Source organism: Kluyvera georgiana, from assembly GCF_050990895.1.
In the GTDB taxonomy this organism is placed as follows: Bacteria; Pseudomonadota; Gammaproteobacteria; order Enterobacterales; family Enterobacteriaceae; genus Kluyvera; species Kluyvera georgiana.
In genome coordinates, this window is sequence record NZ_CP158865.1 from 2,801,303 (window position 1) to 2,821,302 (window position 20,000).

At 56.5% G+C, this 20,000-nt stretch carries 17 protein-coding genes and 1 other annotated feature; of the genes, 10 read left to right on the plus strand and 7 right to left on the minus strand.

Annotated elements, in window-relative coordinates; all coding sequences use genetic code 11:
* Positions 1 to 69 precede the first annotated feature (69 nt).
* Together ABTW00_RS13310 and cobO are read left to right on the plus strand one after the other, a co-directional pair.
* Positions 70 to 828, plus strand: coding sequence for a YciK family oxidoreductase (locus tag ABTW00_RS13310; RefSeq protein WP_433635994.1), 759 nt, complete (start codon positions 70 to 72; stop codon positions 826 to 828).
* A complete protein-coding gene (gene cobO, locus ABTW00_RS13315; protein WP_064546030.1) occupies positions 825 to 1,415 on the plus strand; it encodes a cob(I)yrinic acid a,c-diamide adenosyltransferase in 591 nt (196 codons plus the stop codon). Before ABTW00_RS13310 ends, cobO begins: the two co-directional genes overlap by 4 nt.
* On the opposite strand, the gene ABTW00_RS13320 is transcribed toward cobO, so the two are convergent.
* The 4 genes from ABTW00_RS13320 to rluB form a co-directional block, all read right to left on the minus strand.
* Positions 1,387 to 2,361: an AraC family transcriptional regulator gene (locus tag ABTW00_RS13320; protein WP_433635997.1), complete on the minus strand. Its 975-nt coding sequence runs from the start codon at positions 2,359 to 2,361 to the stop codon at positions 1,387 to 1,389. The genes cobO and ABTW00_RS13320 overlap by 29 nt on opposite strands.
* A gap of 23 nt (positions 2,362 to 2,384) precedes the next feature.
* The gene (locus ABTW00_RS13325) at positions 2,385 to 4,736 is read right to left on the minus strand and encodes a beta-glucosidase (RefSeq protein ID WP_433635998.1); all 2,352 of its coding nucleotides are present in this window, start codon (positions 4,734 to 4,736) and stop codon (positions 2,385 to 2,387) included.
* Positions 4,737 to 4,753: 17 nt separating this feature from the next.
* Positions 4,754 to 6,115, minus strand: a complete 1,362-nt coding sequence (locus tag ABTW00_RS13330) for an MFS transporter (RefSeq protein WP_065357589.1) — start codon at positions 6,113 to 6,115, stop codon at positions 4,754 to 4,756.
* A 181-nt stretch (positions 6,116 to 6,296) separates the two neighbouring features.
* Positions 6,297 to 7,199 carry a 23S rRNA pseudouridine(2605) synthase RluB gene (gene rluB, locus ABTW00_RS13335; RefSeq protein ID WP_065357590.1) on the minus strand — a complete coding sequence of 301 codons (903 nt, stop codon included), beginning with the start codon at positions 7,197 to 7,199 and terminating at the stop codon, positions 6,297 to 6,299.
* Positions 7,200 to 7,454: 255 nt separating this feature from the next.
* On the opposite strand from rluB, the gene ABTW00_RS13340 reads away from it, so the two are divergent.
* Positions 7,455 to 7,985 (plus strand): HNH endonuclease, encoded by a 531-nt coding sequence (locus ABTW00_RS13340; RefSeq protein ID WP_271446809.1) that lies wholly within the window; start codon positions 7,455 to 7,457, stop codon positions 7,983 to 7,985.
* 47 nt (positions 7,986 to 8,032) lie between these two features.
* Here ABTW00_RS13340 and ABTW00_RS13345 read toward each other — a convergent pair whose 3' ends face one another.
* Together ABTW00_RS13345 and rnm are read right to left on the minus strand one after the other, a co-directional pair.
* Complete coding sequence (locus tag ABTW00_RS13345) at positions 8,033 to 8,653, minus strand: L-threonylcarbamoyladenylate synthase (protein WP_065357592.1); 621 nt, start codon at positions 8,651 to 8,653, stop codon at positions 8,033 to 8,035.
* Complete coding sequence (gene rnm / locus ABTW00_RS13350) at positions 8,650 to 9,531, minus strand: RNase RNM (protein WP_065357593.1); 882 nt, start codon at positions 9,529 to 9,531, stop codon at positions 8,650 to 8,652. The genes ABTW00_RS13345 and rnm overlap by 4 nt, the downstream gene beginning before the upstream one ends.
* A gap of 165 nt (positions 9,532 to 9,696) precedes the next feature.
* Positions 9,697 to 9,789, plus strand: a sequence feature (Trp leader region).
* A 34-nt stretch (positions 9,790 to 9,823) separates the two neighbouring features.
* Here rnm and ABTW00_RS13355 point away from each other — a divergent pair.
* From ABTW00_RS13355 to ABTW00_RS13380, 6 genes are all read left to right on the plus strand, one after another.
* Positions 9,824 to 11,386, plus strand: coding sequence for an anthranilate synthase component 1 (locus ABTW00_RS13355; protein ID WP_065357594.1), 1,563 nt, complete (start codon positions 9,824 to 9,826; stop codon positions 11,384 to 11,386).
* Positions 11,386 to 12,981: a bifunctional anthranilate synthase glutamate amidotransferase component TrpG/anthranilate phosphoribosyltransferase TrpD gene (gene trpD / locus ABTW00_RS13360; protein WP_065357595.1), complete on the plus strand. Its 1,596-nt coding sequence runs from the start codon at positions 11,386 to 11,388 to the stop codon at positions 12,979 to 12,981. The genes ABTW00_RS13355 and trpD overlap by 1 nt, the downstream gene beginning before the upstream one ends.
* A 3-nt stretch (positions 12,982 to 12,984) precedes the next feature.
* On the plus strand, positions 12,985 to 14,343 hold the full coding sequence (gene trpCF / locus ABTW00_RS13365) for a bifunctional indole-3-glycerol-phosphate synthase TrpC/phosphoribosylanthranilate isomerase TrpF (protein ID WP_433636001.1): 1,359 nt from the start codon (positions 12,985 to 12,987) through the stop codon (positions 14,341 to 14,343).
* 9 nt (positions 14,344 to 14,352) lie between these two features.
* Positions 14,353 to 15,546 carry a tryptophan synthase subunit beta gene (gene trpB / locus ABTW00_RS13370; RefSeq protein ID WP_163448901.1) on the plus strand — a complete coding sequence of 398 codons (1,194 nt, stop codon included), beginning with the start codon at positions 14,353 to 14,355 and terminating at the stop codon, positions 15,544 to 15,546.
* Entirely contained in the window at positions 15,546 to 16,355 is an 810-nt protein-coding gene (gene trpA, locus ABTW00_RS13375; protein WP_065357598.1) for a tryptophan synthase subunit alpha, read from the plus strand. Before trpB ends, trpA begins: the two co-directional genes overlap by 1 nt.
* Before the next feature lie 356 nt (positions 16,356 to 16,711).
* Positions 16,712 to 17,347, plus strand: a complete 636-nt coding sequence (locus tag ABTW00_RS13380; RefSeq protein ID WP_271446814.1) for a LysE family translocator — start codon at positions 16,712 to 16,714, stop codon at positions 17,345 to 17,347.
* Here the strand turns inward: ABTW00_RS13380 and ABTW00_RS13385 are convergent.
* Positions 17,344 to 18,261, minus strand: coding sequence for a LysR substrate-binding domain-containing protein (locus ABTW00_RS13385; protein ID WP_433636003.1), 918 nt, complete (start codon positions 18,259 to 18,261; stop codon positions 17,344 to 17,346). The two genes, ABTW00_RS13380 and ABTW00_RS13385, sit on opposite strands and share 4 nt — an antisense overlap.
* 111 nt (positions 18,262 to 18,372) lie before the next feature.
* Between ABTW00_RS13385 and ABTW00_RS13390 the strand changes: the two genes are divergently transcribed.
* The gene (locus tag ABTW00_RS13390; protein WP_433636005.1) at positions 18,373 to 19,854 is read left to right on the plus strand and encodes a UbiD family decarboxylase; all 1,482 of its coding nucleotides are present in this window, start codon (positions 18,373 to 18,375) and stop codon (positions 19,852 to 19,854) included.
* The last annotated feature ends 146 nt before the right edge of the window (positions 19,855 to 20,000 follow it).

Below are 20,000 nucleotides of genomic sequence, written 5' to 3' on the forward strand. Positions count from 1 at the left end.
CAGGCATAAAGCCCAAAAGCGATGAAAAGTACATAAAATATGGTCACTAAAGGCCATAGAGGAGCTACCGTGCACTATCAACCCCAGCTCGACTTGTTGCAGAATCGTATCATCCTGGTCACCGGAGCCAGCGACGGTATCGGGCGAGAAGCCGCTATCACCTACGCGCGCTATGGCGCCAGCGTCATTTTATTAGGTCGTAGCGAAGAAAAATTACGTTCAGTTGCGCAGGAAATCAGCAATATCAGTGAATTACCGGTCCGTTGGTATACGCTGGATCTGCTAACCTGCACCCCGCAAGACTGCCAGCAGGTCGCGCAGCAAATCAGCCTGCACTACCCGCGTCTTGATGGCGTGTTGCATAACGCCGGGCTGTTGGGGGACGTGGTCCCGATGAGCGAGCAGGATCCGCAGGTCTGGCAGCAGGTGATGCAGGTTAACGTCAACGGTACCTTTATGTTAACCCAGGCGCTGCTCCCGCTGCTGCTGCAATCGGATGCCGGTTCGCTGGTCTTCACCTCCTCCAGCGTGGGGCGTCAAGGGCGTGCCAACTGGGGAGCCTACGCGGCGTCGAAATTCGCCACCGAAGGTATGATGCAGGTGCTGGCCGAAGAGTATCAGGGTCAGCTGCGCGTCAACTGCATTAACCCCGGTGGTACGCGAACCAAAATGCGCGCCAGCGCCTTCCCGACGGAAGATGCGCTGAAGCTCAAAACCCCTGCCGATATCATGCCGCTGTATCTGTGGCTGATGGGCGATGATAGCCGCCGGAAAACCGGTATGACTTTTGATGCCCAACCCGGGCGTAAACCAGGAATTGCCCAATGAGTGATGAACGTTACCGTGAACGCCAGCAACGCGTGAAAGAGCGCGTCGCTGCCCGCGTCGCTGCCGCCCAGGACACACGAGGGATCGTGATTGTGTTTACCGGCAATGGCAAAGGCAAAACCACTGCCGCCTTCGGTACCGCCACCCGCGCGGTCGGCCACGGCCATAACGTCGGGGTGATTCAGTTCATTAAAGGCACGTGGCCAAACGGTGAGCGTAACCTGCTCGAACCGCTGGGCGTTGAATTTCAGGTGATGGCCACCGGGTTTACCTGGGACACTCAGAACCGCGAAAGCGACACGGAAGCCTGCCTTGCCGTATGGCAGCACGCCAAACGGATGCTGGCCGACGAGACGCTGGATATGGTCGTACTCGACGAGTTGACCTACATGGTGGCCTATGACTATCTGCCGCTGGAAGAAGTCTTAACGGCGCTGAAAGCGCGCCCGCAGCATCAAACGGTCATTATCACCGGCCGCGGTTGCCACCGGGACATCCTTGAGTATGCCGATACCGTTAGTGAACTGCGCCCCGTCAAACATGCGTTTGAAGCCGGAATTAAGGCGCAGATTGGCATTGATTACTAAGCTGCGTTAGCCTCTCGAGCAGCGCGGCGTTGAGCGGCAGGCACAGGCAATCTTCGCCCTGTGCCAGCGTACTTTCCGCTAAATTCTGGCGCGAAAGAAAGCGTTTACGGTACTCGGTTGGCGTCAGCCCACAGTACTTATTAAAGGCGGCAATCAGCGCCTTATGTTCCTGAAAACCACAGCTGTGGCTGATGTCAGTGATCGGCGTGCGGGTATCACGTAGCAGGGTGCGGGCTTTGTTCAGCCGCACCAGCGTCAGATATTCTTTGAAATTGTGTCGACTGACCTTTTTAAACAGCCGGGAAAAGTACGAGTAGCTCATGCCGCTATGCTCGGCAACATCACTCAAGGTCAGCGGTTGGTCGAAGTGCTGATTAATGTAATCAATCCCCTCTTTAATCATCGCATCTTCCCGCAGCGAACTTTCAGCCCGCTGAGTCGGTTGCCCGGCTGCCACCAGCGCATCCAGCAGCAGATAGATAGCCGCAATGCGCTGAAACGGCGCATCGTTGTCGATAATTCGCGCCAGCAACGCCTGTAGTCGGGGGAAAACGGCACTGTCGGCTGGCGTCATGGCGTGGCGATGCGTTCGCCAGTTCAGCAATGGCGCCGGGTGCAGTTCATCAAACAGTCCCGGTGAAAACTGCACGGTCACCAGTTGGCTGCCGTCTTCTTCCGCGCTCAGCGCGTGTACCTCTTCGGCATTGATATACAGCATCTCCCCCGCGTGAAGCGCTACGCTTTGCTGCCCCACCGCCAGCGAAAACCGCCCGCGAAGCACCGTAATAAGCTCCGGTGCCGGGTGCCAGTGCGGCTCACAGTAGCGAACCTCCGCCGCAAAAACGTTGAGTTTCTCCGCGTCAAAGGCGATCAGCTCGTAGCCGCTTGCCGTCTGCCGCTCGGCATGGGCGGCCGGGCGAGGATGCGTCACTGAAAAAGGAAACACGCGCCTTCTCCTGTTATTAGCGGTTAGTTTGTTCCGGCCAACACCGCGTTCAGTTCATCACGCTCGATGTCCAGCGCCAGAAACTCGGTCAGCGCAATCAGCAGACCGCAGAACAGATCGGGCGCCAGGCGAATCAGCTTCTCTCGTACCTGTTCCGCAGGAATCTGACTTTTTCCGGCAATCAGCTGTACGACCCGGGCAAAGGCTTCCGGCTGCTGAATCAGCTGTTGCAACGAGTTATCATCGCGCAGCGGCACGTAGCGCGGCGGGCAATCAATCTCAAACGTCGCGCTCAGCGGCAGATCGCGGGATGACGCCCCCACGTGAAGATGCCATTCGCCAGGCGTAATAACCCAATCGGCCAGACCCGGATGATAGCAGGCAAGCTCGGCGATCGGCAGCTGCAGGCTGACACGGCGGGTTTCCCCGGCCGCCAATGCGACTTTAGTAAAGCCCTTTAAGGCACGCACTTCACGAATCAGCTCGCCTTTTGGTGCGGAAACGTACAGCTGAACGACCTCTTTACCGTCATACGCGCCCACGTTATGTAAATCAACGGTGACGGTTAGCGTATCATCCGCCCCCACGCGCGTTGTCGACAGCAGCAGATTGTCATAGGCAAACTGCGTATAGCTTAAGCCAAAACCAAACGGGAAGAGCGGATTCAGACAGCGTTTATCGTAGTAGCGATAGCCCACGAATAATCCCTCACCGTAATGGTGGCGCAGATTCTCCCCCGGGTATTGTAGCCAGGCTGGGGTCTCTTCCAGCGTATTCGGTACCGTCACCGTCAGCTTGCCGCTTGGGTTACGTAACCCGAACAAAATCTCCGCTACCGCGCGGCCCATGCCCTGCCCGGCAAAGAAGGTTTCCAGCAGCGCTTTACAATCACTCAGCCACGGCATCACCACCGCATCGCTGTTAGCCAGCACCACCACGACATTCGGCTGCACCGTGGCCACCTCGCGAATCAGACGCTCATGGACGGCCAGAATATTGAGATCCTGACGGTCACCGTTTTCGCCATCCTCGCCCACCGCGGTACTGACGAAGATCACCGCCACATCGGCCTCCTGCGCCACGGCTTTCGCCTGGGCCAACGCCGCTTCGTCATCGCGCAGATCGTCAGGCGCGCCCACCGCCCACCGCACGCTGAAATCATCGCCCGCGAGGTCGAAAATTTCATCTAACGGACGGTCAAGCAGATACGGTACCGTCGTTGCGCAGCCGGAACCCTGAATCACCGGCTCCTGCGCCGGTTTACCCAGCACGGCAATACGCGGCGTTTTCTCCGGACGCAGCGGCAGTATGGCGTCTTCATTTTTGAGCAGTACAATAGATTCTGCGGCCAACTGCTGCGAAAGCGCATGATGCGCCGGGAAATCGGCCTGCGCATTGGGGCGACGGTGGCGTTGCACCTTATCCAGCAGTTCCAGCATCCGCAGGCAGGCGCGATCGACCACCGACATCGGTACTTCGCCGGATTCAATCGCCGCCAACAGCGTCTGTTTATCGCGCCGGGTTTCCGGCATCGCCAGATCGTTACCCGCCAGCAGCGATGCGGGACGATCCTTCACGCCATACCAGTCGGACATCACCAGCCCCTGGTAGCCCCACTCGTCACGCAACACCTGGGTCAACAGGAACGGATCCTGTGACGTTTGCACACCGTTCAGCCGGTTGTAGGAAGACATCACCGTCCACGGCTGCGACTTCGCGATCGCCCGCTGGAACCCTGCAAGATAGATTTCGCGCAGCGCACGCTCTTCAATAATGGAGTCCATTTCCGTGCGGCGGTACTCCGAGTTGTTGGCAGCAAAGTGCTTCAGGCTGGCGCCAACGCCTTCATCCTGCAGGCCGTTGATCAATGCCGCCGCGATATCCCCGCTGACAACCGGATCTTCGGCGTAGTATTCATAACCGCGCCCGGCTAGCGGCGTGCGGCGAATGTTGATACCTGGCCCCAGCAGTATCCCGACGCCCATATGCTGGCACTCGCGGCCCAGCGCCTGACCCATTTGATAGACCAGGTCGATATCCCAGCTACAGGCGAGGCTTGAGCCGTTCGGGAAACAGGTGGCCGGCAGCGAGGCGCTGAACAAGGCTTCGCTGCCGCCTTTCGCCGCCGATTCCTCGGCGTTGGCCTGGTCTGCGGTTTGGGTAATCACGGAGATAAAATCGTCCATACTCCATTTTTCACTACCGTCTATCTGCGCGCTGCTGTAGCGCACGCCGTAGGTGCCGTCGGTCATGACAATATCGTCAATACCGTGCTGCGGCAGACTGGCCGTGCGCCACAGGCCGCTGCCGTTGAGCAGCGCCACTTTGTCTTCGGCGCTCATCGCGGCAATAAGGGTTTTAAAATCACGATTCATGTCTCGACTCCCTGAGGTTAAAGCGCGTTCTGCTTACGCAGGCTGATTTTCTGAACGATATCGCGGTAGGTTTTTTCATCGAGCGAGTAGCTGGCGACAAAAATAGCGCTTATCGCGAACATGGCGCCGGGGAACAGCGTCATCAGGATATTGATACCGCTTAACGCACTGGCGCTAATGCTGGCGGCATCATAGTGGTAATAATCCAGCATCCACCCGGCACAGCCGCCGCCGATCGCCATTGCAATTTTGGTAATAAAGTTAAAGAAGCCGTATATCGCGCCTTCGGTACGCACGCCGTGATGCCATTCCGCATATTCCACGGTATCCGCAATCATGGACCACATGGCGACGAATCCCATGCCTAAGGTAATACTGAACAGGCACACCCCGGTCATAATTAACCAGATATTATTCCCGGCGACAAAATACTGCATCAGCACGCCCAGTACGCCAATTAGCAGCGCCAGCAGGGTCATTTTCTTTTTCCCCATCATGGCGATGACTTTCTCAGAGACGACCGTTCCTAAAATATAGGCGGCCGACTGAATCATAAAGAACGATGAGGTAAAACCTTCATTGCCGATAATGTATTTAATAAAGTAGATGGCAATCGCCATCCACACGGTATAGGCGATATAAAAGAAGACGGTAAACAGCGACAGGTTAATCAAAGGGCCATTGCCCATCACGGCGCGGAACATTTCTTTCAGGGTCGGCGCAGGCGTATCTTCTTCTTCTCCCACGCGCTCTTTGGTCATGCCAAAACAGGCGAGGAACAAGAAGGTCGCCAGCAGTGCAAAGCAGGAGACGGCGAAAACGTAACCCATCTGCTTGTCGTCAAACGGTGAAATCAGGATATCCGCGGTGGTTGAAACAATCAGATAGCCGACGATAGCCAGCACAAAGCGATACACCGACAGCGACGAACGCGAAGCCTCATGCTGGGTTAAGCGGTTGGTCATCGCCGAATACGGGGTGTTCACCGCCGTGTAGGCCAGACAATAAATGGTGTAAGAACACAGCGCAAACCAGAATTTCGCTTCGCCGCCCAGCGGCAGGAAACACAACACGGTCAGCAGCCCAAGCGGTATTGATCCATATAATAACCAGGGACGGAGCTTGCCATAGCGGCTGTGGGTTTTATCAATGGCAAAGCCAATCAGAATATTAAAGATGGCGTCCACAACCCGTGCAATAACAAAGATCAGGCTGGCCTGGACAGCGCTAATGCCGAAGATATTGGTATAGAAGAATAATAAAAAAAGCGAAACGAAACCGAAGGATAAATTAGAGGCAAAATCGCCAAAGCCATAGCCTATCTTTTCTTTAACGCCGATAACCACATAGCTTGCCGAGAGTTTTTTCGTTGTTTCCATTTCGGGCTACCTGTTTGAGTAATCTGTGGCATCAGTATATGGCGGACGCTATTTTATCACTTTGCGTTCTTTGTCTGAGGAATTCCTGTTTTTTGTCTTTATACAGAAGTGTGAATAGAATCACAGGAGAAGAGAAATACGGGGAAAAAGTTCCGACGGTGGCCCGTCGGAACGAAGGTACTTACCCTTTCGGGTTATTACGCGTGCTGGAACGACGGTTGCCGTTATTCGCATTATTGCCGGTAGTCGTGTGACGCTTCACGGCGCGACGAATCTGATTCGCCTTCATGCGACGCCGGTCTTTTTCCACCGCCACTTTTGACGAGGTTTCCGGCGGCAGCTCAACCAGCTCGCGCAGGTAGTTGGTCTGCGCCAGGTCCAGCTCGGTCCAACCGCCGCGCGGCAGCCCTTTCGGCAGCGGGATATCGCCATAGCGCACGCGGATCAGGCGGCTTACCTGTACCCCTACCGCTTCCCACAGACGACGGACTTCACGGTTACGGCCTTCGGTCAGGGTCACGTTGTACCACTGGTTGATGCCTTCGCCACCGCTGAATTTGATGGTTTTGAACGCTGCCGGGCCATCTTCCAGCTGCACGCCGCGAGAAAGCTGGCGTACTTTATTGTCGTCCACTTCACCAAAGACACGCACCGCGTACTCACGCTCAACTTCACGACTTGGGTGCATCAGGCGGTTAGCCAGTTCACCGTCGGTGGTGAACAACAGCAGACCACAGGTATTCACGTCAAGACGGCCCACGGCAATCCAGCGCGCGCCGCGCAGTTTCGGCAGACGATCAAACACGGTCGGACGCCCTTCCGGGTCGTTACGGGTACAGAGTTCGCCTTCTGGTTTGTAGTAGGCCAGGACGCGGCAGATCTGTTCGACAGATTCTTTAACGGAGATCAGATGTCCATCGATACGAATTTTAAGGCCCGGGATCACTTCAACGCGATCGCCCAGCTTGGCGATTTTGCCATCGACGCTCACGCGGCCCGCTTCAATAATCGTTTCAATTTCACGACGGGAGCCGTGGCCGGCACGTGCCAGCACTTTTTGCAGTTTTTCGCTTTTATCGCTCATAGAGCTTCCTTCAGGTGTCGCCTTCACAGGCGTCTGGTATACTTTATGAAACAACAAGTTAGCATAAAAATAATAACTTATTGTTGTGTAAATACTTTTTCTTCTGCGGACACCGTTATGTGCACACGCAGACAAACGTGGTCCGACATACTACACGAAGTTTAAGATGAATGCTCTTCCACGTTACATTTGCCTCAGTTCACGGCTGTCGGCAAGCCACAGATATGATTGATTATGGACCAGGATTAGACGTAGATGATCGTAATTGAAAAGGCGCTCGGCGCACTCTTTGCCATCTGGTATCAATGGCAGGAACGGAAAGCCAGACGAACGCTGGCCGCGTGGGAACGCTATGATGAGCAGGGCCGATTAAAACCCAGGGATGCATGGGGACATGAAATAGACATCACGCGCGAAGGCACACTGTTCGCCAATAGCGAATTTCTGAAACGCGCGGATGAAGAAGACAACCCTGGCTTATTTGCGCAGATTCGCCGCAGTCAGGAAGAAAGACGCCGCCAGGCGGAAGAGAAAATGAAGCGCTCAGCCAGCACATTTTACGCCTCGAAAGAGTGGCGTAAGCTGCGCTACCAGGCATTTAAACGCTACGGCAACACCTGCTGCGTATGTGGGCGAGGGCCAAAAAACGGCCTGGTCATGCATGTTGACCATATAAAACCACGTTCGTACTACCCACAGTTGGCGTTAGAAATCACCAACCTGCAAATTATGTGCGAAGAGTGCAATGTTTCGAAAAGCAACAAAGATAATATTCAGTGGCGCTAGCAAGGCAGGGAAATAACCCGGCGGCAGACGCCACCGGATATAGGTGACTACAGAAACGGCTTCACATCACCGACGCCTTCACGCAGCACCACCGGCGAGTCCTCGGTCAGGTCAATCACCGTAGTCGGCTGCTGGCCAAGATAACCACCGTGAATAATCAAATCCACCTGCTTTTCCAGACGGTCTTTAATCTCTTCCGGATCGGACTCGGTAAATTCACTGCCCGGCAGCATCAACGAGGTAGAGAGCATTGGCTCGCCTAACGTCTCGAGCAACGCCTGGGCGATCGGGTTGGACGGCACGCGCATGCCAATCGTTTTACGTTTCTCTTGCAGCAGGCGGCGCGGCACCTCTTTGGTCCCTTTCAGGATAAAGGTGTAGTTGCCCGGCGTGTTGTTTTTCATCAGACGAAACGCCACGTTGTCGACGTAGGAGTAGGTCGACAGTTCGGACAGGTCGCGGCACATCAGCGTAAAGTTGTGGCCGTCCGGCAGATGACGGATGCGGCAAATACGCTCCATCGCGCCTTTATCTTCAATTTTGCAGCCCAGCGCGTAACCAGAGTCGGTTGGGTAAACGATGACGCCCCCCTTACGCACTATCTCGACCGCCTGATTAATCAGACGTGCCTGCGGGTTATCCGGATGGATATAAAAAAACTGACTCATACTTCCCTCTCAGTTGTATTCTGCGGCTGCTCCCAGCGCTGCCAGATACCTTCGACGCCTGCGGGTAACCACAGTTTACGTCCCAGCTCAATCCACGGGCAGGGTTGATGGAAATCCGACCCTTGTGACGCCAGTAAACCGTATTCGCGGGCATAGGTGGCAAGCTGAGCGCGCTCGTGCGGCGCCTGCTGGCACTGGGCAACTTCCATCGCGTCGCCGCCGTGTTCGCTAAAGTGTGCCAGCAACCTTTTCAGCCACTTGGCGGACAGGTTATACCGCCCCGGGTGAGCAATGACCGCTACGCCACCCGAATGATGAATGACATCAATAGCTTCCTTTATTGTACACCACTGCGGCGGAACGTAACCGGTTTTCCCACGTGCGAGATATTTTTTGAAAACATCGCCAATATTGCTGGCTTTGCCCTGCTCGACCAGAAAGCGGGCAAAATGGCCGCGGGTGACCGCTCCGCCTTCGGCCATTTTCAGCGCGGCTTCCCAGGCGCCCGGAATATGCGCTTTCTCCAGGCGCTCGGCGATCATTTGTCCGCGCTGCTGTCGGCGATCGATCTGCGCGTTTAAAAAGGCGGTGAGCGTCGGGTTGGCAATATCGATATTCAGCCCGACGATATGAATTTCGTGATTTTCCCACAGCGTAGAAATTTCCACGCCGGTAATCAGGGTGAGCGGCAGCCCGGCGCGGGCAATTTCCGCCTGTGCCCGAGGAATGCCGTCGACGGTGTCGTGATCGGTGATAGCGAGCGTTCCCACCCGCATCTCCCCGGCGCGGTGCACCAATTCTTCCGGCGTCAGGCGGCCATCCGAGGCGATGGTGTGGCTGTGCAGATCGTAAATCACTGCGTAATTGGTATCGCTCAAAACGGCTTCCTTAATACGACTCAGCGTTGTTAGCGGCCTATCATAGCGGGATTACGGGAAATTCTGAAATCAGGGGTTGACTTTGCCCCCTCGAACTAGTTAACTAGTACGCAAGTTCACTTAGTAAGGTATCTGCAAATGACACGTAAAATGATTGCTCTGCACGGCGGTTGGTGGCGTACTTCCCGATAGGGCGGAGTCATCACGTCTGCGTAAAGCATACAGATACCCAGCCCGCCAATGAGCGGGCTTTTTATTAAGCAAAAAAGAGACAGAACAGGCGAGAACAACGATGCAAACACAAAAACCTATGCTCGAGCTTCTGACCAGCGACGCGATTTACCGTGAAAACCCCACCGCACTGTTCCACCAGCTGTGCGGCGCGCGCCCGGCGACGCTGCTGCTTGAATCAGCTGATATTGATAGCAAAAACGACTTAAAAAGCCTGCTGCTGGTCGATAGCGCGCTGCGCATCACCGCGCTGGGCGATACCGTCACGTTGCAGGCGCTTTCCGATAACGGCGCGTCCCTGCTGCCGCTGCTCGATGCCGCACTGCCTGCCGGCGTGGAGAACACCCGCCAGCCGAACGGCCGCGTGCTGCGTTTCCCTTCGGTCAGCGCGCTGTTGGATGAAGATGCGCGCCTGTGCTCGCTGTCGGTGTTTGACGCCTTCCGCCTGCTGCAAGAACTGGTCTCTGTCCCGCAGGACGAGCGTGAAGCGATGTTCTTCGGCGGCCTGTTCGCCTATGACCTGGTCGCCGGTTTTGAGGATTTACCGCAGCTTGAAAGCGACACTGCCTGCCCGGACTACTGCTTCTATCTCGCCGAGACGCTGCTGGTAATCGATCACCAGACCAAAAACACGCGCATTCAGGCGAGCCTGTTTACCCCGTCTGAGTCGGAAAAAGATCGCCTGCTGCAGCGCATCGCGCAGGTACGCCAGCAGCTGAACGAACCGCCGACGGCGCTGCCGGTACACACCATTAAAGAGATGCGCTGCGAAACCAATCAAAGCGACGAAGAGTACGGCGACGTGGTGCGCAAAATGCAGAAAGCCATTCGCGCCGGAGAAATTTTCCAGGTGGTGCCGTCTCGCCGCTTCTCGCTGCCGTGTCCTTCCCCGCTGGCCGCTTATGATGTGCTGAAGAAGAGCAACCCCAGCCCGTACATGTTCTTTATGCAGGATAACGATTTCACCCTGTTCGGCGCGTCGCCGGAAAGTTCGCTGAAGTACGATGCCACCAACCGTCAGATTGAAATCTACCCGATTGCCGGTACTCGCCCGCGCGGCCGCCGCGCCGACGGTTCGCTGGATCGTGACCTCGACAGCCGCATTGAGCTGGAGATGCGTACCGACCACAAAGAGCTGTCCGAACATTTGATGCTGGTTGACCTCGCGCGTAACGATCTGGCCCGCATCTGTACGCCAGGTAGCCGCTACGTGGCCGATCTGACAAAGGTAGACCGTTACTCTTTCGTGATGCACCTCGTCTCCCGCGTGGTCGGCGAACTGCGTCAGGACCTCGATGTACTGCATGCGTACCGCGCCTGCATGAATATGGGCACCCTCAGCGGCGCGCCGAAAGTTCGCGCAATGCAGCTGATTGCCGCCGCTGAAGGCAAGCGTCGCGGCAGCTACGGCGGCGCGGTGGGCTACTTTACCGCCCACGGCGACCTCGACACCTGCATCGTTATTCGTTCGGCGTTTGTTGAAAACGGGATCGCCACCGTACAGGCCGGCGCAGGCGTGGTGCTGGATTCTGTCCCGCAGTCTGAAGCCGATGAAACCCGTAATAAAGCGCGTGCGGTTCTGCGCGCCATCGCCACCGCCCATCATGCACAGGAGATTTTCTGATGGCTGACATTCTGCTGCTCGATAATATCGACTCCTTTACGTACAACCTGGCAGATCAGCTGCGCGCGAACGGGCATAACGTGGTGATTTACCGTAATCACGTTCCGGCACAAACCTTAATCGACCGCCTCGGCACCATGGACAACCCGGTGCTGATGCTCTCTCCCGGCCCGGGGGCACCGTCGGAAGCGGGCTGCATGCCGGAGTTACTAACGCGTATGCGCGGTAAGCTGCCCATTATCGGCATCTGTCTTGGCCATCAGGCCATTGTGGAAGCCTACGGCGGCTATGTCGGCCAGGCTGGCGAAATCCTGCACGGTAAAGCGTCCAGCATTGAACACGACGGTCAGGCCATGTTCGACGGCTTAAGTAATCCGCTGCCGGTCGCCCGCTACCACTCGCTGGTTGGCAGCAATATTCCGGCAGGTTTAACCATCAACGCCCACTTTAACGGAATGGTGATGGCGGTCCGGCACGATGCCGATCGCGTCTGCGGTTTCCAGTTCCATCCGGAATCGATCCTCACCACGCAGGGCGCACGCCTGCTGGAACAAACCCTGGCATGGGCGCTGCAGAAGCTGGAGCAGAGCAACACTCTCCAGCCGATTCTGGAAAAATTGTATCAGGCGCAAACGCTGAGCCAGCAGGAAAGCCATGTGCTGTTCTCTGCGGTGGTGCGCGGTGAAGTGAAGCCGGAGCAGCTGGCCGCCGCGCTGGTGAGCATGAAAATTCGTGGCGAAAGCCCGAATGAAATCGCCGGTGCTGCCACCGCTCTGCTGGAAAACGCCGCGCCGTTCCCACGTCCGGACTATCCGTTTGCTGATATCGTTGGTACCGGCGGCGACGGCAGCAACAGCATCAACATTTCCACCGCCAGCGCCTTCGTTGCCGCGGCGTGTGGGCTGAAAGTCGCCAAGCACGGCAACCGCAGCGTCTCCAGTAAGTCTGGCTCTTCCGACCTGCTGGCCGCCTTCGGGATTAATCTCGATATGAACGCCGACAAATCGCGTCAGGCGCTGGATGAACTCGGCGTGTGCTTCCTGTTTGCACCGAAATACCACACCGGTTTCCGCCATGCGATGCCGGTTCGCCAACAGCTGAAAACCCGCACCCTGTTCAACGTGCTGGGTCCGTTGATTAACCCGGCTCACCCGCCGCTGGCGCTGATTGGCGTTTACAGCCCGGAGCTGGTACTGCCGATTGCTGAAACCCTGCGCGTACTGGGCTATGAACGTGCGGCGGTCGTCCACAGCGGCGGTATGGATGAAGTCTCGCTACACGCGCCGACCGTGGTGGCCGAACTGAACAACGGCGAAATTAAAAGTTATCAGCTGACCGCCGACGACTTTGGCCTCAAGCCTTACCATCAGGCCGAGCTGGCAGGCGGTACGCCGGAAGAAAACCGTGACATTCTGACGCGCTTACTACAAGGTAAAGGTGAAGCTGCGCATGAGTCCGCAGTGGCGGTTAACGTCGCCATGCTGATGCGCCTTTACGGTCATGAGGACCTGAAGGCCAACGTCAAGAAAGTGCTCGATGTGTTGCACAGCGGCGCAGCCTACGACCGCGTCACCGCATTAGCGGCAAGAGGATAAAAAATGCAGACCGTATTAGCAAAAATCGTGGCCGATAAAGCGATTTGGGTAGCAGCCCGCAAACAACAACAACCGTTAGCCTCGTTCCAGAATGACGTACAGCCAAGCCAGCGTAGTTTCTATGACGCGCTGCGTGGCACCCGCACGGCGTTCATTCTGGAATGTAAAAAAGCCTCGCCGTCGAAAGGGGTGATCCGCGATGATTTCGACCCGGCGCGTATCGCCAACGTGTACAAACACTACGCATCGGCGATTTCGGTTTTAACCGACGAGAAGTATTTCCAGGGCAGCTTCGATTTCCTGCCGATCGTCAGCCAAATCGCGCCGCAGCCGATTCTGTGCAAAGACTTTATCATCGACGCTTACCAGATCTACCTGGCGCGCCTCCACCAGGCGGACGCCTGCCTGCTGATGCTCTCGGTGCTGGACGACGAACAGTATCGTCAGCTCGCCGCCGTGGCGCACAGTCTGAATATGGGCGTGCTGACCGAAGTGAGCAACGAGGAAGAGCTGGAACGCGCCATTGCGCTGAAGGCCAAAGTCGTCGGCATTAATAACCGCGACCTGCGTGACCTCTCCATCGACCTCAACCGCACCCGTCAGCTGGCGCCGCGTCTGGGCCACGATGTGACGGTCATCAGCGAATCCGGTATTAACACCAACGCGCAGGTTCGCGAGCTGGCCCACTTCGCCAACGGCTTCCTGATCGGTTCGGCGATGATGTCTCACGACGACCTCAATGCCGCCGTCCGCCGCGTGCTGCTGGGGGAAAATAAAGTCTGTGGCCTGACCCGCGCCCAGGATGCGCAGGCGGCCTATGAAGCCGGCGCGATTTACGGAGGCCTGATATTTGTACCCGCGTCGCCGCGTGCAGTCAGCGTGGAGCAGGCCCGTGAGGTGATAGCCGCCGCGCCGCTAAGCTACGTCGGCGTGTTTCGCAATACGCCGCAGGCAGAGGTTATCGCGCTTGCCACCACGTTATCGCTGCGTGCGGTGCAACTGCACGGTGATGAAGACCAGGCCTATATTGACGCCCTGCGGGCTGAATTGCCGGACGCCGTGCAAATCTGGAAAGCGCTGAGCGTGGCCGACACGCTGCCGCCGCGCAATCTGAATCATGTCGACAAATATCTCTTCGACAACGGTCAGGGCGGCACCGGCCAGCGTTTTGATTGGTCTCTGTTACAAGGTCAGGATCTCAGCAACGTGATGCTGGCCGGTGGGTTAGGCGCAGACAACTGCGTAGAGGCAGCCAAAAGCGGCTGCGCCGGGCTAGATTTCAATTCAGGTGTCGAGTCAAAACCGGGCATTAAAGACGCCAGCAAACTGGCCTCGGTATTTCAGACGCTGCGCGCATATTAAGGAGCAATAATGAGTACTTTACTGAACCCCTATTTCGGCGAATTTGGCGGCATGTATGTCCCGCAGATTCTGATGCCGGCCCTGCGCCAGCTGGAAGAAGCGTTTGTTAGCGCACAGAAAGATCCTGACTTCCAGGCCGAATTTACCGACCTGCTGAAAAACTATGCTGGCCGCCCAACGGCGCTCACTAAGTGCCGCAACCTGACGGCGGGCACCAAAACCACGCTGTACCTCAAGCGTGAAGACCTGCTGCACGGCGGCGCGCACAAAACCAACCAGGTGCTGGGTCAGGCGCTGCTGGCAAAACGAATGGGCAAAACCGAAATCATCGCCGAAACCGGCGCTGGTCAGCACGGCGTGGCGTCTGCGCTTGCCTGTGCCCTGCTCGGCCTGAAGTGCCGCATCTATATGGGTGCGAAAGATATTGAACGTCAGTCGCCGAACGTGTTCCGTATGCGCCTGATGGGCGCTGAGGTTATCGCGGTGCACAGTGGCTCCGCGACCCTGAAAGATGCCTGTAACGAAGCGCTGCGCGACTGGTCCGGCAGCTATGAAACCGCGCACTACATGCTCGGTACCGCGGCGGGCCCGCACCCATTCCCAACCATCGTGCGTGAGTTCCAGCGCATGATCGGTGAAGAGACCAAAGTGCAGGTGCGTGAGAAAGAAGGTCGCCTGCCGGATGCGGTGATTGCCTGCGTCGGCGGCGGCTCCAACGCCATCGGTATGTTCGCCGACTTTATTGACGAGACCAGCGTCGGCCTGATTGGCGTTGAGCCTGCCGGTCACGGTATCGAAACCGGCGAGCACGGCGCGCCGTTGAAGCATGGCCGCGTGGGCATCTACTTCGGCATGAAGTCACCGATGATGCAGACCGATGAAGGCCAGATTGAAGAGTCTTACTCGATTTCCGCCGGTCTGGATTTCCCGTCAGTAGGGCCGCAGCACGCCTTCCTGAACAGTATCGGTCGCGCAGAGTACGTGTCCATTACCGATAACGAAGCGCTCGACGCCTTCAAAGAACTGAGCCGCCACGAAGGGATTATCCCGGCGCTGGAGTCGTCCCACGCCCTGGCTCACGCGCTGAAAATGATGCGCGAAAACCCGGAAAAAGAGCAGCTGCTGGTAGTGAACCTCTCCGGCCGCGGCGACAAAGACATCTTTACCGTACACGATATTCTGAAAGCGCGAGGGGAAATCTGATGGAACGCTATGACAACCTGTTTGCTCAACTGAAGGCCCGTAAGGAAGGCGCCTTTGTTCCCTTCGTGACCTTAGGCGATCCAAACCCGGAACAGTCGCTGAAAATCATTGATGCGCTGATCGAAGGCGGTGCAGACGCCCTCGAACTGGGCATTCCGTTCTCCGACCCGTTGGCCGACGGCCCGACCATCCAGAACGCGACCCTGCGCGCGTTTGCTTCGGGTGTAACGCCAACCCAGTGTTTCGAAATGCTGGCGGCGATTCGCCAGAAATATCCGGCCATCCCTATCGGCCTGCTGATGTACGCCAACCTGGTATTCAACCGCGGTATCGATGAGTTCTACGCGGAATGCGCTCGCGTCGGCGTGGATTCAGTACTGGTTGCCGATGTGCCGGTGGAAGAGTCTGCACCGTTCCGTCAGGCGGCCCTGCGTCACAACGTCGCGCCAATTTTCATCTGCCCGCCAAATGCCGATGATGATTTACTGCGCCAGATTGCCGAACATGGCCGTGGTTACACTTATCTGCTCTCCCGCGCTGGCGTGACGGGTACCGAAACCCGCGCCGCCCTGCCGCTGCATCACCTGGTCGCGAAGCTGGCAGAGTACAACGCTGCGCCGCCGCTGCAGGGCTTTGGGATTTCTGCGCCGGATCAGGTTGCGGCATCAATTGATGCCGGAGCCGCCGGGGCCATTTCCGGTTCGGCAATTGTGAAGATCATCGAACGCAACGTCGAGAATCCGCAGGCGATGCTCAATGAACTGAAAAGCTTTGTCCAAAGCATGAAAGCGGCGACGAAAGTCGCGTAGCCCTTCAGGCCGCCCCGCTTCCGCGGGGCGGCCCTTTATTCCCCACCCTATTTCCACACCCACAGAAGCCATTGCGTTTTCCCACAAAAAATAGGGTTGATATATTAAATGAGAAGCATTATCTTTCTCATTACCGAATAGTTGAGTCAAACGCTCAGATATTCGGTACGACATTGCTCACATTGCTTCCAGTATTTTTTGCCCGCATCCAATGCGGGCTTTTTTTTAGTCCGATATCACCGTCGCCGTGGGTGTAAACGCGTGCGCTCGCGGAATTAATCCCCTACTAACAATTGCCTCGCGGAACAAAACAGAATGGCATAGGATAAAAAAACATCGCCTCGCAGGAGTCCTTCATGTCAGAGTCCCATAACATTCTCGCCTTCGCGCTCGTCTCTCTTGGCATGGCACTCACGCCAGGGCCGAATATGATCTATCTGATTTCCCGCTCCATCTCTCAGGGACGCGCGGCGGGGCTGGTCTCTCTTGGCGGCGTAGCGCTTGGTTTTATTTTCTATATGATTTGCGCCGCCTTTGGCCTGACCGCGCTGATGATGGCGGTACCCTATGCCTACGACGCGCTGCGCATTGCTGGCGTGCTTTATCTCCTGTGGATGGCGTGGCAGTCCGTGCGCCCCGGCGGGCGCTCACCGTTTCAACTGAAAGAATTACCCCGACACAGCCCTCGTAAGCTATTCCTGATGGGGTTTCTGACCAACCTACTCAATCCGAAAATTGCCATCGTCTACCTGTCGCTGCTGCCCCAGTTTATCAACCCGGCGCACGGCAGCGTACTGGGGCAATCGTTGTTGCTTGGCATGACGCAGATTGCGATCAGCGTTTCGATAAACGCAGTGGTGGCAATCTCGGCAGGAACCATCGCGTTATTTCTGCTGCGCCGACCGTCGTTTGCCGTCATTCAGCGCTGGCTGATGGCTGGCGTTCTGACCGGGCTAGCGGTGAAGATTGCCTCCGAGCGCGGACCCACCTAGTTTCCCGGGGGGGCATCACGCCGCCCTTTCCTGGAAGGTTCAAGCGTGCGCAGAAATTTATTCAACACCTCTGAGCGAATGATCCGATGACACACCAGCGTTAATTCGCTCTCCTCTAGCCTGTCGAGAATATCGACATAGACCACATTCTCTAGCCTGACCGCTTTTGCTGAAACAGGGAGCAACGCGATCCCGAAACCTGCGGACACCAGGCTAATGACGGTGAGTACGTCGGTCGCATTCTGGATCACATGTGGCTGGAAACCCGCGCTATGGCAGGCATCATAGAGATATTGCTCCAGGCCAACGCCCTCGGGATCGCGCAAAGAAATCCACTTATCGTCCTTAACCGATGCGAGCGTCAGCGCCGACGAGCCCGCCAGAGGATGCTGCTTGCTGAGCGCCAACACCGTTTTTTCTGAGGTAAAAGCGCGGCTTTGCAGATCTTCCGGCAGAATCGGAATCGGTGCGCGGATGATGGCGACATCTAACTGATTGCTCTGCACGGCGGTGTACAGGCTTTGCACATTGCCCGTCATCATTGAAATTGATATGGCGGGCCATTGTGCATGCAGTTGACGCAGATAGGTTGGCAATTTGCTATCGAGCATCACGCTCGACACGCAGCCCAGATTCAACACCCCCTGCTCGCCTCTCGCCGTCTGCCTGGCATCAACAGCGGCCTGCTCGGCCATGGCGATGGCAATTCTGGCTTTCTTGAGAAATGCCGTACCGGCTGGCGTCAACGTCAAACGGCGGTGCGCGCGGCTAAACAGCGTGACCTCTAAGCGTTCCTCCAGGGTTTTAATCTGCTGACTCAGTGCCGGTTGCGCCATATTTAGCCGCTCTGCGGCTCGATGCATGTGGAGTTCTTCAGCCACCACAATGAAATTGCGCATCAGTCGAAATTGCATCACTCACACCAAAATTGATAATAAAATACATATCAAAATAGCATAAATGATGCAATTGATGCTCACTCTCATTCGAATAAAAATGGGGTTAATGATTAGCAGGAGCAAAACATGAAAAACCAGATTAACGATCTCAGAAGCGCAATCGCATTACTCCAGCGCCAAGAGGGCCAGTATATTGAAACCGATCACCCCGTTGACCCCAATGCAGAACTGGCAGGCGTTTACCGTCATATCGGTGCCGGTGGGACGGTGAAACGCCCGACCCGCATCGGCCCTGCCATGATGTTCAATAACATTAAGGGCTACCCGAACTCCCGAATTCTTGTTGGTATGCACGCCAGCCGGGAAAGAGCCGCGCTCCTGTTAGGCTGTGAACCCGCGAAGCTGGCACAGCATGTCGGCCAGGCGGTCAAAGCGCCGATTGCGCCCATTGTCGTTCCGGCCTCGCAGGCACCCTGCCAGGAACAGGTGTTTTACGCAGACGATCCTGACTTCGATCTACGTAAACTTCTCCCGGCCCCGACCAATACCCCCATTGATGCAGGCCCGTTTTTCTGCCTTGGGCTGGTGCTGGCAAGCGATCCCGAAGATGCTTCGCTGACCGATGTGACCATCCATCGTCTCTGCGTGCAGGAGCGCGACGAGCTATCGATGTTTCTCGCCGCCGGTCGCCATATCGAAGTGTTTCGTCAAAAAGCAGAAGATGCGGGTAAACCGCTGCCGGTGACCATCAATATGGGTCTGGATCCGGCTATCTATATTGGCGCTTGTTTTGAAGCCCCCACCACGCCGTTTGGTTACAACGAGCTGGGCGTCGCTGGCGCATTACGCCAGCAACCGGTGGAGCTGGTACAAGGTGTGGCGGTCCACGAAAAAGCCATTGCACGTGCGGAAATCATTATCGAAGGCGAACTGCTGCCCGGCGTCCGGGTTAGAGAAGATCAGCATACCGATAGCGGGCACGCGATGCCGGAGTTCCCCGGCTACTGTGGCGAAGCGAATCCCTCGTTACCCGTCATTAAGGTGAAAGTGGTAACCATGCGCCACCAGGCGATTCTACAAACGCTAGTGGGGCCGGGTGAAGAACACACCACGCTTGCCGGGCTGCCAACGGAAGCCAGCATTCGCAACGCCGTTGAAGAGGCGATTCCCGGCTTTTTACAAAACGTGTACGCGCATACCGCGGGCGGCGGTAAGTTCCTCGGTATTTTGCAGGTGAAAAAACGTCAACCGTCAGATGAAGGGCGCCAGGGTCAGGCGGCACTCATTGCTTTAGCCACCTATTCCGAACTTAAGAACATTATTCTCGTTGATGAGGATGTCGATATTTTCGACAGCGATGATATTCTCTGGGCCATGACCACTCGCATGCAGGGGGATGTCAGCATCACCAATCTGCCGGGACTACGCGGTCATCAGTTGGATCCGTCGCAGGCACCGGATTACAGTCACTCCATCCGCGCCAACGGCATCACCTGTAAGACTATATTTGACTGCACCGTTCCATGGGCGCTGAAGTCCCGATTCGAACGCGCGCCGTTTATGGACGTTGATCCAACACCGTGGGCACCTGAGCTATTCAAAAAATAGCGGCCCGTTGTCGTGTTATAAAAGTATTAACGTGAAATAACTGGCCATATGCTGGCCAGTTATTTCAAAACGATCGCCAGAAAGAGTCAGTAATGCCTCGAATTCAGCAGCATGCTCACATGTTGGCTGACACCTTCCTGCTTACA